Consider the following 15,112-nt stretch of genomic DNA (forward strand, 5'->3'; position numbering starts at 1 on the left):
GGCGGTTCCAGGCCATTGGAGGGAGACGGCGGCGGCGCTATATTCAGGGTGCAAAGAAAAGAACGGAGAAAGGTTCCGGGACCCGCCCGGAACGGAAAAGGAAGAAGATCATGTTCGGCACCCTGAAGCGCCTCACCAAGACCTTCCGCGCCCCCGCCACCGGTGAGCGCGAAGTCGTCTACATCACGGCCGCCACCGGCCGCTGTGATCTCGAAGCCCGCGAGCGCCATGTGGTGGCGCGCGGCTTCTACCGCGAGCAGGCCCTCGGCTGCTGAGCCGACCGGCCTGCAACGGGCCACCCGGATCCCGGCCGACCACCCCCGGCCGACGTCGAGCGCTCGATTTCCCTGACCGGATCGGGCGCTTTGCCGTATCCGGCGGCAGCGCTCCCTCAGCGAGCGCTGCCCAGAACCGCTTTCTCCTCCGTCCGCTCCGGGCTGGCCAGCCGCGGCACGTCGAGGAAATGGATGCCGGCGTCGGCGGTGCCCTCGATGCGGCCGACGATCGCCTCGGCCAGCCAGCGGCCGGCGGCGCGGAAGTCCTCGTGCGCCGTCTCGATGGCCGGCCGAAACTTGCGAAACAGGTTGGAGGACTCCTTCACCACCACGTCGAAGTCGCGGCCGAGCACCAGCCCCAGCGCTTCGGCGCCGGCCGTCACCGACAGCGCGGCGACGGCGCTGCCGCAGACGAAGCCATCCGGCCGATCGTCCCGCTCCATCAGGCGGGAGACTTCCGCCTGGATGAGCTCGTGCGGACTGTCGGTGTCGATGGCGTCCACCGGAACCCTATCGAGGCCTAGACGCCTGACGCCGCGATCGAAGCCCGCAGCCATGTGCCGGGCATAGGTCAGATGCGGCGGCGGCGCGATCAGCGCCAGGCAGCGACGGCCGAGGCTCTCGAGCCGGCACACGGCGCTTTCGGCATAGGCCTCGTTGTCGAAGTCGAAATAGGGATGCTCGATGCCCATGGCGGTGCGGCCGTGCGTCGCGAACGGCACGCCGCGCTCGCTGAGGAAACGCACCCGCGCGTCCTCCGGCTCGATGCGGGCGAAGAGGATGCCGTCGGCGGTGCCGGCCTCGACGATGTTGCGGATCGGCGCCAGCGGATCGCCGGCCGGATCGTGCAGCATGACCACCAACTGATAGGTGGTGGCCGACAGCACCTCGGAGAGGCCGTAGATGAGCTGCGAATTGATGCCGAGTTCCTCCGACTCCGTGGCCAGCACCAACGCGATCACGTGGCTGCGGCCGGTCCTGAGACGCACGCCGGCCCGGTTCGGCTGGTAGCCGAGACTGTCGGCCAGGCGGCGGACACGCAGCTTGGTCTCCTCGCCGATGTCGGGCGCATCGTGCAGGGCGCGCGATACCGTCGTCACGCCGAGGCCGGCGAGGCGGGCGATGGTCTTGAGCGTCGGCCGGGCGGGCGATCGCGGCTGAGCGGTGTCCGGGCGCGTCTCGTCGTTGGGCATCATATTGCTGTTGCAACGCAAATCCCCGGTCGTTGCCGGCCGCGCTGCGCCTCCCAATCGCCCACCCTACATCCTTTGGGCGAGGAACAGAACTGAGGCTTGCGTATTGTTGCACGGTTCGCTAAGTCTACTGTAACGTTACAGGTAAGAATGCCGCGGGCAACCGCGCAAGGCGCGACGGCAGGTCGCCCGTTGTCATATCGCGAGAAGCTGAGGAGATTTACGCGATATTTCATAGACTTGTCGTTTTGGTGGGAGCGAGAGGAGCCAACAGTCGCCGCTGTTCCGTCATCGGCCGTTCGGTCGGATCGTTTGGACACTTCCTTTTTCCTGACCGTTGTCGCCCATGACCCCTCTCGAAGGCTGCGCAACCCACGGCTGAGGCCGGTTCGGGGCGCTTTTCGTCGCGGCGGGGAGGTTGTCGCCGCAGGAGGAAAGGGAGGAACGAGATGTCGTTTGGAATCAATCGCCGCACCTTCACGGTCGTGTCGGCCGCCGCCCTGATGGCGACGGTCGCCGGCTCGGCATTCGCGCAGTCGGGCGAGTATCCCCGCAACGAGACGCTCTACATGAGCGGCGCGCAGTGGGGTAACATCGTCGGCTTCAACCCCTATTTCGGCAATTTCGCCAACGGTCTGATCGGCCTCGTCAACGAGACGCTGTTCCGCTACGACCCGATCGCCGACAAGTATATCGACTGGCTGGCCGAGAAGGGCGAATGGGAAAGCCCGACCGTCTACAAGCTGACCATCCGCTCCGGCATCAAGTGGAGCGACGGCGAGGACTTCACCGCCGACGACGTCAAGTGGAACATCGACCTCGGCAAGCTGCCGACCATCTGGTGGACCGACCTCTACAAGAGCATCAAGAGCGTCGAGGCGTCCGGCAATACGGTGACGGTGACCTTCGACGGCACGCCCAACTACCAGGCCTGGCAAAACGCCGTCTGGAACATCCCGATGATGAAGCCTTCCCAGTGGAAGGATCACGCCAACGAAACCGAAATCACCTCGTGGACGCCGGACGAGCCAATCGGCACCGGTCCCTACGTGTTCGACAAGGCCGGCTACGACCCGACCACCCGCGTCGTCTGGACCAAGACGCCGGATGGCTGGTGGGCGGCGAAGGCCGGCATCTCGCCCGATCCCAAGCCCAAGTACATCATCGACCTCGTCAACTCGTCGAACAACGTGGCGCTCGGGCTGCTGCTCTCCGGCCGGCAGGACCTCAACAACAACTTCCTGCCGGGCGTGGCGACACTGATCAGCGGCGGCTACGGCCTGCATACCTATTACGACAAGCCGCCCTACATGCTGCCGGCCGTCACCTCCTGGCTGTTGCCGAACACCAAGAAGGCGCCGCTCGACGACGCGGCCTTCCGCCGGGCGCTGGCCTTTGCCATCAACACCGACCAGATCGCCAAGGTCGACTACGGCAACTTGGTGCTGCCGGCCAGCCCGACCGGCCTTCTGCCGGTGTGGGACAAGTATATCGACAAGGAGGCGGTGAAAGAGCACGGCTTCAGCTACGATCCGAAGAGGGCGGCCGAGACCCTCGACGAGGCCGGCTACAAGAAGGGCGCCGACGGCTTCTATCAGACGCCGAAGGGGGAGCCGATCGACCTGAAGATCGAGGTGCCCTCGGGCTGGTCGGACTGGATGCAGGCGGTGCAGATGATCTCGGCCGACGCCAAGGCGGTCGGCATCAAGATCACGCCGAGGTATCCCGACTTCAACACCTACCAGTCGGCGCGCAACACCGGCAATTTCGACCTGATGATCGAGAATTCCCAGCCGCTCAGCGACACGCCCTATACCTACTACCGCTATCTCTACCAGCTTCCCATCCTGTCGTCGCAGACCAACTACAACTTCGCGCGCTTCGAGGACAAGGAAGCCTGGGACCTCACCGTCGAGCTCGCCAAGACGCCGCGCACCGACGTCGACAAGATGAAGGAGATCACGGCCAAGCTGCAGGTCGCCTTCATGGACAAGCTGCCGATGATCCCGCTGTGGTACAACGGCGCCTGGGCGCAGATGAGCACCACCACCTGGAAGAACTGGCCGGCCGACGGCACCGACCGCCAGTTCATCCCGATCTCCTGGCGCGGCTGGCTGCAGATGACCGGCCTCGACACCATCACGCATCTCGAGCCGGCCGGCGAATAAGCCGATCCCGCGTCCCGGTGGCCGGCACCGCCGGGGCGCCTTCGCCCGACCGAGCCAACAATTCGCTCGCAGGCCCCGGACGACGACATCCGCCGCCGTCCGGGTCTCGCCCGGGGTGATCTTTATTCCCTTTCCGGAGCCCTGACCGTGCTGCGCTACCTCGCCCGGAAGCTCATCATCTATCTCCTGACGTTCATCGTGGCGGTGACCATCGACTGGGCCATCCCCCGCTTCATGCCGGGCAACCCGATCGACGCGCTGGTATCGCGCATCGCGCTGATGCCGGACGCCAACGCGGCGCTGACCTCCTACTTCATGGCGGCCTTCAATCTCGACCAGCCGCTCTGGCGGCAGTATCTCAATTTCTGGTCGGCGCTGTTCCACGGCGACCTCGGCCGCTCGATCATGCTGTTTCCGACGCCGGTGACGACGCTGATCGGCCGCGCCCTGCCCTACACGCTGGGCCTCTTGCTGCCGTCGATCCTTCTGTCCTGGTACGTCGGCAACATGGTCGGCGCGCTGGCGGCCCGGCGCAAGCTCCTGGACAACAGCGTGCTGCCGCTCGGCTATCTGCTCACCGCCACGCCCTACATGTGGCTCGGCATCCTGCTCGCCTGGGTGCTCGGCTCGACGCTCGGCTGGTTCCCGCTGGCCTTCGGCTACGACCAGTCGCTGAAGGCCGAGTGGTCCTGGCGGTTCATCGGCAGTCTCCTCTACCACTGGGTGCTGCCGTTCGCCTCGCTGTTCATGGTGGCGCTGGGCGGCTGGGCGATCGGCATGCGCAACATGATCATCTACGAGCTCGAAAGCGACTACGCCAACTATCTGATGGCGCTGGGCGCGCCGCAGCGGCTCGTCCGCAAATACGCCTTCCGCAACGCCATGCTGCCGCAGATCACCGGCCTCGCCCTGCAGCTCGGTGCGGTGGTCGGCGGCGCGCTGGTCACCGAGATCGTCTTCTCCTATCCCGGCCTCGGCTGGCTGGTGCTGTCCGGCATCCAGAACCAGGACTATTTCGTCATCCAGGGCGTGTTCCTGTTCATCATCGTCGGCGTGCTGCTCGCCAACCTGATCGTCGACATCGTCTACGTCGTCGTCGATCCGCGCACCCGCGTCGGACTGCAGGGAGACGCCGCATGACGAGCACCACCGGCTCCGCCCCGGCCTCTCCCGCCACCAAGACCGGCCGCAACGAGATCCTCTATTTCGCGCTGCGCAACACCAAGCTGCTGATCGGCGCCTTCGTCTTCATGGTCTTCCTGCTGGGCGCCATCTTCGGGCCGATGCTGGCGACCCACGAGCCGCTGACCTTCGACGCGCCGCCCGGCCTGCCGCCGTCGGCCGGCTACTGGTTCGGCACCACGCTGTTCGGCCAGGACGTGTTCTCGCAATTCGTCCACGGCCTGCGCTCCAGCTTCATCGTCGGCGCGCTCGGCGGCATTACGGCGGCGGTGATCGGCATGTTCGTCGGCTTCTTCGCCGGCTATCGCGGCGGTATCGTCGACGAGGTACTGAACATGCTGACCAACGTCGTGCTGGTCATCCCGACGTTTGCCGTCCTCCTGGTGGTCGCCGCCTATCTCAGCGTGCGCGGCCTCGGCACGGAGGCGATGTTCATCGGCCTCACCTCCTGGCCGTGGGCGGCGCGCGCCATCCGCGCCCAGACCTTCTCGCTGACCTCGCGCGACTTCGTCGGCATGGCCCGGCTCAACGGCGAGAGCACGCTGCGCATCATCTTCGGCGAGATCGCGCCGAATATGAGCTCCTATCTGGTGATGACCTTCATCCTGCTGTTCGGCGGCGCCATCCTCACCGCCGCGACGCTGGACTTCATCGGGCTCGGGCCGACCGACTCCATCTCGCTCGGCCTGATGATGAACTATTCGGTGATGAACGCCGCGCTGCAGCTCGGCATGTGGTGGTGGTTCGTGCCGCCGGGGCTTGCCATCACGGCGATCGTCGGCTCGCTCTACGTGATGAACGTCGGCCTCGACGAGGTGTTCAATCCCAAGCTGAGGGCGCTCTGAGATGCTGGCGGTATCCGACCTCAAGATCCACTACCGGACGCTGGCCGGCAGCGTCAAAGCGCTCGACGGCGTCAGCTTCGCCGTCGGCGACGGCGAGATCATGGGGCTGGCCGGCGAATCCGGCTGCGGCAAGTCGACGCTCGGCAAGGCGCTGATCCGGCTCGAAGAGCGCATGATGTTCGTCGGCGGGCAAGTGGCGCTCGACGGCGAGAGGCTGCCGATCGCCGACGACCGGGCGATGAACCCCTATCGCTTCCGCAAAGTGTCGATCGTGCCGCAATACGCCATGAGCGCGCTCAACCCGACGCGCCGCATCGGCCGGATGATCGACGAGCTTCTGGCGGCGCGCGGCCTCAAGGGATCGACGCTCCGCCCCGAGCTCGAGCGGCGCCTCGCCATCCTCGGCCTGACGCCTGACGTGCTCGGCATGTATCCGATCGAGCTGTCCGGCGGCATGAAGCAGCGCGTCGTCATGGTGCTGTCGACGCTGCTCGACCCGTCGCTGCTGATCGCCGACGAGGTGACCTCGGCGCTGGACGTCGCCTCGCAGAAGAAGGTGGCGGGCGCGCTGGTCGAGTTCCGCGACCGCGGCTACGTCAAGTCGATGATCGTCGTCACCCACGACCTCGCCATCCTCGCCCAGATCGCCGACAGCATCCTGATCATGTACGCCGGCAAGCTGGCCGAGAAGGCGCCGACGCGCACCATCGTCGAGGCGCCGGCCCATCCCTATACGCGCCTGCTGCTCGGCTCGCTGCCCGAGGTGGGCATCCGCTTCGAGGAAAAGCGGCTGCCGGGCATCAAGGGCCGGCCGCCGTCCCTGCTGTCGCCGCCGGTGGGCTGCCGCTTCCGCGACCGTTGTCCGCTGGCCTTCGGCAAATGCGTCGAGGAGCCGCCCTTCATCGAGATCGCTGCCGGCCATCAGGTCGCTTGCTGGAAGGCGGACGCCCATGCTCAAGGTTGAGAACGTCTCCAAGGTGTTCCGCTCCGGCGCCTTCGGCGGCAAGAAGGCGAAGGTGATCCACGACGTCGACTTCGAGGTGAAGCCCGGCGAGGTGGTGTCGCTGATCGGCGAGAGCGGCTCCGGCAAGACCACCGTCGGCCGCATGATCCTGCGGCTCACCTCGGTGAGCGGGGGCCGCATCACCTTCGAGGACGAGGACATCTCGACGCTGAGGGGCGCCGGCCTCAAATCCTATTACCGCCGCGTGCAGGGCGTGTTCCAGGACCCCTTCAGCTCGTTCAACCCGATCTTCAAGGTCGGCCGCGTCTTCCGCACCATCCGCCGCGAGTTCCTGGGCGATCTCGACGCGGCGGCCTGGGAAGCCCGGCTGACCGGCGCGCTCAACGCCGTCGGCCTCGAAGTCGCCGCCCTCGACAAGTTCCCGCACCAGATGAGCGGCGGCCAGTTGCAGCGCCTGTTGATCGCGCGGGCGCTGGTCCTCGACATCCGCCTGCTGATCGCCGACGAGATCATCTCGATGCTCGACGCCTCGACGCGCATCGATGTGCTCAACCTGCTCGGCGACCTGAAGCGGCAGGGCCTGTCGATCATCTTCGTCACTCACGACCTCGCGCTCGGCAACTACATCTCCGATCGGATCATCATCCTTCAGAAAGGGGCGATCGTCGAAATGGGGACGACCGACCGGGTGTTCGGCGACCCGCAGCACCCCTATACCCGCTCGCTGCTCGACGCGGTGCCGCATCTGCACGAGCGCTGGAGCGACGCCGAGCTGAAGGATCTCGGCCTCGTCGCCGACACGGCGCGGTTCGGTGGCCATCTGATCGAGCACCGGAAGGATCATCTCGTCCGCGTCTATTCGTGAGCCGTTGCGTGGTCCGCCTGTCGCGCCGGCCGGCGGACATGCTATGCCGGTCCCGCAAGAAGCGATGGGGCGGCGAGATGAGCGAAGGCGGCGAGGAGCAGGCATTTTCGGAGCTGAAGGCGGCGCTCGGCCCGGCCGGCTTTCTCATCGGCGATGACATCCCGACCCGCAACCATGCCGACTCGTCGGTGCTGCCGCCGCAGAGGCCGCTGGCCGTGCTGAGGCCGGCCTCGACGGAAGAGGTGTCGGCGGCGCTCGCCATCGCCTCGCGCCACCGCCTCGCCGTCACCGTGCAGGGCGGCCTCACCGGCCTCTGCGGCGGCGCGACGCCGGCGCCCGGCTCGCTGGCGCTGTCGCTCGAACGGCTGGCCGGCGTCGAGGAGATCGACGGCCGGGCCATGACGCTGACGGCGCGGGCCGGCACGCCGCTCGAAGCGATGCAGCGGGCCGCCGAGGCCGAAGGCTTGCTGTTTCCGGTCGACTTCGGCGCGCGCGGCACGGCGACGGCCGGCGGCATCGTGGCGACCAATGCCGGCGGCAACCGCGTGCTGCGCTACGGCATGACGCGCGCCTCCGTGCTCGGGCTCGAAGCGGTACTCGCCGACGGCACGGTGATCGGCTCGCTCAACAAGATGCTGAAGAACAACGCCGGTCCCGATCTCAAGCAGCTCTTCGTCGGCTCGGAGGGCCTGCTCGGCGTGGTGACGCGGCTGGTGTTCGCGCTCCAGCCGCTGCCCCGCTGGACCGGACTGGCGCTGATGGCCGTCCGCGACTTCGAGGCGGCCGCCGATATCCTCGCCAGCGCCCGCGCCGATCTCGGACCGATGCTGTCGGCCTTCGAGGTGATGTGGCCGGACTATTGGACAATGGTGACGGAGAACGTCACCGGCCGCCGCGATCCGTTCGCCGGCCGGCACGGCCTCTACCTGCTCGTCGAGGGTCACGGCCGCGACGCGGCGCGCGACGGGGCGGCGTTCGAGGCCTTTCTCGAAGGCATCTTCGAGGCCGGGCTTGTCGAGGATGCCGTGCTGGCGCAGTCGCTCGCCGACATGGAGGCGTTCTGGGCGATCCGCGACGCGTCGGCCGAGATCGAGCCGGTACTCGGCGAGCATGAGAGCTTCGACGTCGGCCTGCCGCCGGGCGAGGTCGGCCGCTTCGTCGAGGCCTGCCGGTCGGCGCTGGCTCATGAGCTGCCGGACAGCCGGGCGGCGTTCTTCGGCCACGCCGCCGACGGCAACATCCACGTGATGGCGTCGGTGCCCGAGCCCGGTCCGGCCGGCCACCACGCGGTGGAAAGCGTGGTCTACGGCGTGACGCGGGCCTTCTCGGGCTCGGTATCGGCCGAGCACGGCATCGGCGCGCTGAAGCGCGGCTGGCTCGGCCATAGCCGCTCGAAGGCCGAGATCGCGCTGATCGAGCGCCTCAAGGCGACGCTCGACCCGCATGGTCTGCTCAATCCCGGCAAGGTGATCTAAGGTCAGTCTTTCGAGGACAGGGCGCCCATCAGTTTCGGCAGGTCGCCGAAGCGGGCGATCAGGCCGAACACCGCCGCCGTCACCGCGACGAACAGCACCGATACCGCCGCCATGGTCGGCGTGTAGCCGTAGCGCAGCGCGTTGAACACCTTGATCGGCAGCGTCTCGCGCACGAAGCCGATGGTCATGTAGGCGACGATATATTCGTTGAGCGACAGCACGAAGGCGAAGGCATAACCGGAGATCACATAGGGCAGGATCAGCGGCAGCACCACGGTGCGGAACACCGTTCGGTCGTCGGCGCCCATGGTGGCGGCCGCCTCGGTCAGCGAGCGGTCGATCGACGAGAAGCCGAGCGAGAGCGTGACGAGCGGCAGCGTCACGAAGAAGATGGCGTGGGCGATCACCGCCGTCCACGGCTGACCGTAGAAGCCGGACGTCGCCCAGAAGGTGAGGAAACCCAGCGCGGTGATCACCGGCGGCAGCGTGAAGGGGGCGACGCCGAGCAGTTGGAACACCTGCGCCCAGGGCGCGACGCGCCGCCACAGGAACCAGGCGAGCGGCAGGGCGATGGCGACCGCCAGCGCCGCCGAGGTGACGGCGAGCAGCACCGAGGCGATGAGCGCCCGCAGCCATTCGGGATCGGTGAAGATCTGGGCGAACCAGTGAAGCGAAAAGCCCTGCGGCGGAAAGGCGAGGTTCTGCTTCTCGTTGAAGGAGACGCCGGTGACGACGACGATCGGCGCGGCGAGGAAGATGCCGACCAGCGCGAGATAAAGGCGGGAGAGGAAGCGCTCCATCTCAGGCCTCCAGCTTCTTGCCGGCGAACATGGTCAGCGCGACCAGCGCCAGCGACACCAGTACCAGGAACACCGCCATGGCCGCCGCGAACGGCATGTTGGACTGGTAGAGCGCCTGGTCGGTGATCAGCACCGACAGCGTCCAGTGGCTCGGCCGGCCGAGGATCTGCGGCAGGAGATAGGAGCCGAGCGCGAAGATGAAGGCCATGATCAGCGTGGCGATCAGCGTCGTCCGGAGCGCCGGCAGCACCACGGTGAAGAAGGCCCTGAGCGGCGAGGCGCCCAGCGTGCGCGCCGCCTCGGTCAGCGTCGGGTCGAGCCGCACCATGGAAGGATAGAGCACCAGCACGGCGTAGGGCATCGCCTGGTAGACCATGCCGGTGAGCACGGCGGCAAAGCCGGGGACCAGCGCCTGCGGCGCCTCCATCAGACCCAGCCAGACGAGAAGGTTGGTGATGCCGGCGGTGCGCGACAACAGCGTCGACCAGGCAAAGCCGATGATCACCTCCGACAGCGACAGGATGGACAGGAGCGCCACCAGCCAGATCACCTGCGTCTGCCGCCGGGAGCGGGCGATCAGGTAGGTGAAGGGCACGGCGATGATCAGCGACACCACGGCCACGGCGATGGCGAGATAGAGCGAGAAGACGAGGACGTTGCCGAAGAACGGCGTCAGGAAGCGGGCGTAGTTGGCCAGCACGAAGTCCGGCACGTAGAAGCCGCCCTGCTGGCGGCGGAAGAAGCTCACCGCGACCATGGTGCCGAAGGGCACGATGAAGAACACGGTCAGCATCAGGCCGGGAAAGATCACCGGCAGGTGCTGGACGAGACCGCGGGCCGGTTCGCGCCTCATCGGGTGAGCACCACGGAACGGGCGGGATCGAGGCGCAGGCCAACGCGGTCGCCGACCGTCACCTGAGGACGGGCGCGCGGGCTGGTGACGGCGATCACCTGGGTGCCGCCGGCGTCGAGGAAGAACTCGATGGCGCCGCCGAGATCGCGCACGAAGGTGACGGCCGCCTCCGGCAGGTCCGGCGATGGCGCGGTGAGCTCGACATCCTCCGGCCGCACCGACAGCGTGGCCCTGGAGACGCCGTAGGGCATTGCGACGGCGGTCGGACGGCCGAGCAGCACGGCGCGGTCGCCGTCGCGGGCGATGTCGATCAGGTTGGTGGAGCCGATGAAGTCGGCGACGAAGGTATCGGCGGGTTTGCGGTAGATCTCGACCGGCGACGCCGCCTGGCGGATTTCGCCGCCCTGCATGACGATCACCGTGTCGGCCATGGTCATCGCCTCGCGCTGGTCGTGGGTGACGACGATGGTGGTGATGCCGAGCTGCTGCTGCAACTGGCGGAGCTCGACCTGCATCGCTTCCCTGAGCTTGGCGTCGAGCGCCGACAGCGGCTCGTCGAGCAGGAACAGGCGCGGGCTGACGGCGAGCGCCCGGGCGATGGCGACGCGCTGGCGCTGGCCGCCCGACAGCTTGGCGACCGCGCGGTCGGCATAGCCGGGCAGATGGACGAGGGCGAGCAGTTCCTCGACGCGGCGGGCCTGCTCTTGCCTGGAAAGGCCGCGAATCCGGAGCGCATAGGCGATGTTGCCGCCGACGGTCAGGTGCGGAAACAGCGCCAGCGACTGGAAGACCATGCCGAGGTTGCGTCTGTGGGTCGGCAGGCGGGTGATGTCCTCGCCGTCGATCGAGATGGTTCCAGTGGTCGGCAGGTCGAGGCCGGCGATCATGCGGAGCAGCGTCGTCTTGCCGCAGCCGGACGGCCCGAGCAGACAGACGAAGCGGCCGTTGGGCACTTCGAGGTCGACGTCGTTCACCGCCTTGACCGGGCCGAAGTCCCGGCTGACGCCCTTGAGTACCAGTCCCGACATGAGGATTTCCGTCGCGAGAAAAGAGGCGTCCCGCGCCTGGCGGGACGCCGGTATGGCGGGATCGATCAGCCGACGATCAGTTCGGTCCACTTCTCGCTCAGCCAGTCGGCCTTCTCCACCTGCATGTCGTAGCGCGGGATGATCGGATCGATCTCCGACGAGGCGGCGGCGAACTCGGCATCCGTCAGGTCGGTGAGCGAGCGCTTGACGGTCGGCGCGGTGCCGACCTTGCGGGTCACCAGCGCCTGGATCGACGGCTGGCTCATGAAGTCGATGAAGAGATGCGCCTCCTCGACCTTCTTCGACGCCTTGGACAGCGCCCAGCAGCCGGAATCGAGGATGCCGCCTTCCTTGGGGAAGGTGGAACGGACGTGGAAGCCGTCGGCGATCGCGAGGCCCGTCACGTCGTGATAATACTGGCCCATGGGGATTTCGCCCGACTTCAGCGCCTGCTCGAACTGCGCTTCGTCGCGATACCACAGGCGGACGTTGCCCTTGAGCTCGGCCAACTTGTCGAACGCCTTGAGGATGCCCTCCTCGGTGTCGAGCGCCTTGGTGCCGCCGAAGAAGGTCTTGGCCGTCACTTCCAAGAGGAAGGAGTTGGAGACCAGCGCCATCAGGCCGAGCTTGTCGGCGTTGGACGGATCCCACAGGAAGGCCCAGGAGGTCGGCGCCTCCTTGTAGACGTCGGTGTTGGAGACCAGCGTCACGTACCAGGCGACGGCGCCGATGCCGGCGATGCGGTCGTCGGGATACTTGTTGATGAAGGTCGGGATCAGGGCGTCGATGTTGTTGATCTTGGCCGCGTCGAGCGGCGCCCACAGCTCGGTCGCCTGGCCCTTCAGCATCGAGGTCTGCGAGATCATCGACACGTCGGCCGGCGCCTCGCCGGCATTGGCCGCCTGCTGGAGCTGGACGAGCCAGGCCTCGCCGGTCGGCTCGGCCACCGATTCCACGGCGATGCCGGTCGCCTTGGTGAACTCGGGGAAGACGTTCTTGTCGAAGGAATCCTTGAAGTAGCCGCCGTAGGCGCCGACCTTCAGCGAGCGGTCCTGGGCGCGCAGCACGTTGGGCATGGCGAGCACGGCGGCTCCCGTGGCGCCGGCGGCGAGCAGAGCGCGGCGGCTGATGGAGATATCGGTGAGCTTGGTCATCTGATTGGTTCCCTTATCTCTGACCGCCGCCGTGTTCGGCATCAGCGGCCGGTTCCCCTCTTTACGATTTATTTACTCTTTTTCAGCGCCGGGCTGAACACCATAAGGCTCAGGATCTCGAACAGCATCTGGGCGCCGATCTGGGCGGTGTTGCTGGTCGCGTCATATTGCGGGGCGACCTCGACGACGTCGCCGCCGACAAGATTGAGCCCCTTGAGGCCTCTGACGAGCGCCAGCGCCTCGCGGCTGGTGAGGCCGCCCACTTCCGGCGTGCCGGTGCCCGGCGCGAAGGCCGGGTCGAGGCTGTCGATGTCGAAGGAAAGATAGGTCGGGCCGTCGCCCACCACCTGGCGCGCCTTGTCGATGATGGCGGGAATGCCGAGGCCGGAGATGTCTTTTGCGTCGATCACCGTCATGCCGCTGTCGCGCGAAAACTCCCAGAGATATTCCGACGAGCCGCGGATGCCGATCTGGATGGTGCGGGTGGGATCGAGCACGCCGTCGAGCACGGCGTTGCGGAACGGCCCGCCGTGGTGGAACTTGGTGTCGTCGAACGGCGCGCCGGTGTCGGAATGGGCGTCGATATGAACGAGGCTGACCGGCGCCTTGGCGCCGACCGCCCGCAGGATCGGGTGGGTGATCGAGTGATCGCCGCCGACCGACAGCGGCAGCACGCCGGCCGCCATGATGGCGGCCACCGTCCGTTCGATGTCCTCATGGCTCTGCTCGAGGCGGAAGCGGCCGCGGAACGGCACGTCACCGATGTCGGCGACGGAAATGTCGTGGACGGGCGCCGTGTCGAGAACTTCGTTATAGGGGCCGATGCGCTCGATGGCTCGCAGCGCCCGCGGCCCGAAGCGCGAGCCGGGGCGGTTGGTGACGCCGAGGTCCATCGGCATGCCGATGAGGGCAACGTCGAGCCCGGCGAAATCCGGGGCATTCCAGTCGATGGCGCGGGCCGGCGCCGACAGCAAAGTGGGCATGCCCGAAAAGGGGGCAGCGCGCGTGCCGCCCTTGAAGATGCGAGCGGCGACGCGGGCGTAGCGCGGGTCGTAGGTCTCGCCGGGTTTGCCGGTGTACCTTTGCCGCAGAGCTTTCAATCGCTCGGCATCCCAGACCATTTCCGGCTGACCTTCCCGATATGCCAACGCCGCTTCCCCAAGCCAACGGCGCTGAAATGGCGCCTGCAACGGGACGCATGGTTGGAATGAGCCGTTCCCCGGAGCGCTGACGGCTCCTTGTCTGCCCAATCAAAAGGCAAATCCATTTGAAATGCAACTCACATTGATTTATCCAGACACGTGAATTTTTCTCACAGACGGGGTCCGATGGGCGAACAGGGAATTGCCGGCCGGCTGCCGCCGCTCAACTCGTTGCGCGCCTTCGAGGCGACCGCCCGTCGCGGTTCGGTGTCGGCGGCGGCGCGCGAGCTCGGCGTTACCCACGGCGCCGTCAGCCATCAGATCCGGATGCTGGAGGCGACGCTCGGCGCCTCGCTGTTCGAGCGCGGCAGCCGGCGGCTGCGGCTGACCGCCCAGGGCGCCCTGCTGCTGCCCGCCGTCGCCCAGGCGTTCGGCGATATCGCGACGGCAACGGCGCGCCTGCAGCGGCCGGAGGCGAGCGGCACCCTGACCGTCATCTGCGTCGCCGGCCTGCTGTCCTTCTGGCTGCTGCCGCGCCTTCACGGCTTCACCGACGCCTACCCCGGCATCACGCTGGACCTGTCGGCCGGCAACGACCCGGCGCGCGTCGGCGACCCGGCGGTCGACCTCGTGATCCTCTACGGGCGCGGCAGCGTCGGCGGCGGCTGGAGCCGGCTGTGGAGCCCGCTCCGGCTGTTTCCGGTGGTGTCGCCGAGCCTGATCGCCAGCCGGCCGCTGCGCTCGGTGCGCGACCTCCGCCATCATACGCTGTTGCACGGCGACCGGGGCGACGAGTGGACGACCTGGCTGAGCGCCGCCGACGCCGCCGACCTGCCGCGCGGCCGCCAGCACTTCCTCGGCGACGCCCGCCTTTCCACCGAGGCGGCCGTGCATGGACAGGGCGTGGCGGTGGGCGACACCATCACCGCCGCCCGGCTGATCGCCGACGGCGATCTCGTGGTGCCCTTCGACCTTTCCGTGACCGCCAACGACAGCTTCTTCGTCGCCTGCCGCAACGAGATGCACGCGGCGCCGATCGTCAAGGCGTTCGTCGACTGGCTGTTCGCGACGCTCGACGCCGACGCCCTTCCCGAACCGAAGCTGTCGCCGCGCGCGCCGCTGCGCCGGCCTGCCGCCCTTTCACCCGATCCCTGAACCGCGCCGCCAC

At 67.4% G+C, this 15,112-nt stretch carries 14 protein-coding genes; 8 read left to right on the forward strand and 6 right to left on the reverse strand.

All coding sequences use genetic code 11. From position 1 onward, the window contains the following. The first annotated feature begins 110 nt into the window (after nucleotides 1-110). The gene (locus CJ014_RS08660) at nucleotides 111-275 is read left to right on the forward strand and encodes a DUF3563 domain-containing protein (RefSeq protein ID WP_100080064.1); all 165 of its coding nucleotides are present in this window, start codon (nucleotides 111-113) and stop codon (nucleotides 273-275) included. Between the two features lie 116 nt (nucleotides 276-391). Here the strand turns inward: CJ014_RS08660 and CJ014_RS08665 are convergent, their stop codons facing one another. Beyond that, entirely contained in the window at nucleotides 392-1,468 is a 1,077-nt protein-coding gene (locus tag CJ014_RS08665) for a LacI family transcriptional regulator (protein ID WP_100080115.1), read from the reverse strand. A gap of 449 nt (nucleotides 1,469-1,917) precedes the next feature. Between CJ014_RS08665 and CJ014_RS08670 the strand changes: the two genes are divergently transcribed. The 6 genes from CJ014_RS08670 (at nucleotide 1,918) to CJ014_RS08695 (ending at nucleotide 8,967) form a co-directional block, all read left to right on the forward strand. Beyond that, complete coding sequence (locus CJ014_RS08670; RefSeq protein WP_100080065.1) at nucleotides 1,918-3,636, forward strand: ABC transporter substrate-binding protein; 1,719 nt, start codon at nucleotides 1,918-1,920, stop codon at nucleotides 3,634-3,636. A gap of 147 nt (nucleotides 3,637-3,783) precedes the next feature. Further along, the gene (locus tag CJ014_RS08675) at nucleotides 3,784-4,776 is read left to right on the forward strand and encodes an ABC transporter permease (protein WP_100080066.1); all 993 of its coding nucleotides are present in this window, start codon (nucleotides 3,784-3,786) and stop codon (nucleotides 4,774-4,776) included. Next, complete coding sequence (locus tag CJ014_RS08680) at nucleotides 4,773-5,663, forward strand: ABC transporter permease (protein WP_100080067.1); 891 nt, start codon at nucleotides 4,773-4,775, stop codon at nucleotides 5,661-5,663. Before CJ014_RS08675 ends, CJ014_RS08680 begins: the two co-directional genes overlap by 4 nt. 1 nt (nucleotide 5,664) lies before the next feature. Continuing rightward, nucleotides 5,665-6,627 carry an ABC transporter ATP-binding protein gene (locus CJ014_RS08685; protein WP_100080068.1) on the forward strand — a complete coding sequence of 321 codons (963 nt, stop codon included), beginning with the start codon at nucleotides 5,665-5,667 and terminating at the stop codon, nucleotides 6,625-6,627. Next, nucleotides 6,614-7,492: an ABC transporter ATP-binding protein gene (locus tag CJ014_RS08690; RefSeq protein ID WP_100080069.1), complete on the forward strand. Its 879-nt coding sequence runs from the start codon at nucleotides 6,614-6,616 to the stop codon at nucleotides 7,490-7,492. Before CJ014_RS08685 ends, CJ014_RS08690 begins: the two co-directional genes overlap by 14 nt. 77 nt (nucleotides 7,493-7,569) lie before the next feature. Next, the gene (locus CJ014_RS08695) at nucleotides 7,570-8,967 is read left to right on the forward strand and encodes an FAD-binding oxidoreductase (protein WP_100080116.1); all 1,398 of its coding nucleotides are present in this window, start codon (nucleotides 7,570-7,572) and stop codon (nucleotides 8,965-8,967) included. A 2-nt stretch (nucleotides 8,968-8,969) separates the two neighbouring features. On the opposite strand, the gene CJ014_RS08700 is transcribed toward CJ014_RS08695, so the two are convergent. From CJ014_RS08700 to speB, 5 genes are all read right to left on the reverse strand, one after another. Further along, nucleotides 8,970-9,767: an ABC transporter permease gene (locus tag CJ014_RS08700; protein WP_100080070.1), complete on the reverse strand. Its 798-nt coding sequence runs from the start codon at nucleotides 9,765-9,767 to the stop codon at nucleotides 8,970-8,972. Nucleotide 9,768: 1 nt separating this feature from the next. Beyond that, nucleotides 9,769-10,620, reverse strand: coding sequence for an ABC transporter permease (locus CJ014_RS08705; protein WP_100080071.1), 852 nt, complete (start codon nucleotides 10,618-10,620; stop codon nucleotides 9,769-9,771). Continuing rightward, nucleotides 10,617-11,648: an ABC transporter ATP-binding protein gene (locus CJ014_RS08710; protein ID WP_100080072.1), complete on the reverse strand. Its 1,032-nt coding sequence runs from the start codon at nucleotides 11,646-11,648 to the stop codon at nucleotides 10,617-10,619. The genes CJ014_RS08705 and CJ014_RS08710 overlap by 4 nt, the downstream gene beginning before the upstream one ends. 65 nt (nucleotides 11,649-11,713) lie before the next feature. Further along, nucleotides 11,714-12,802 (reverse strand): ABC transporter substrate-binding protein, encoded by a 1,089-nt coding sequence (locus CJ014_RS08715; RefSeq protein ID WP_100080073.1) that lies wholly within the window; start codon nucleotides 12,800-12,802, stop codon nucleotides 11,714-11,716. A 68-nt stretch (nucleotides 12,803-12,870) separates the two neighbouring features. Beyond that, nucleotides 12,871-13,923, reverse strand: coding sequence for an agmatinase (gene speB, locus CJ014_RS08720; protein WP_100080074.1), 1,053 nt, complete (start codon nucleotides 13,921-13,923; stop codon nucleotides 12,871-12,873). A gap of 222 nt (nucleotides 13,924-14,145) precedes the next feature. Between speB and CJ014_RS08725 the strand changes: the two genes are divergently transcribed. After that, complete coding sequence (locus CJ014_RS08725) at nucleotides 14,146-15,099, forward strand: LysR substrate-binding domain-containing protein (protein WP_100080117.1); 954 nt, start codon at nucleotides 14,146-14,148, stop codon at nucleotides 15,097-15,099. Nucleotides 15,100-15,112 lie beyond the last annotated feature (13 nt).

It is taken from the genome of Pleomorphomonas carboxyditropha (assembly GCF_002770725.1).
In the GTDB taxonomy this organism is placed as follows: Bacteria; Pseudomonadota; Alphaproteobacteria; order Rhizobiales; family Pleomorphomonadaceae; genus Pleomorphomonas; species Pleomorphomonas carboxyditropha.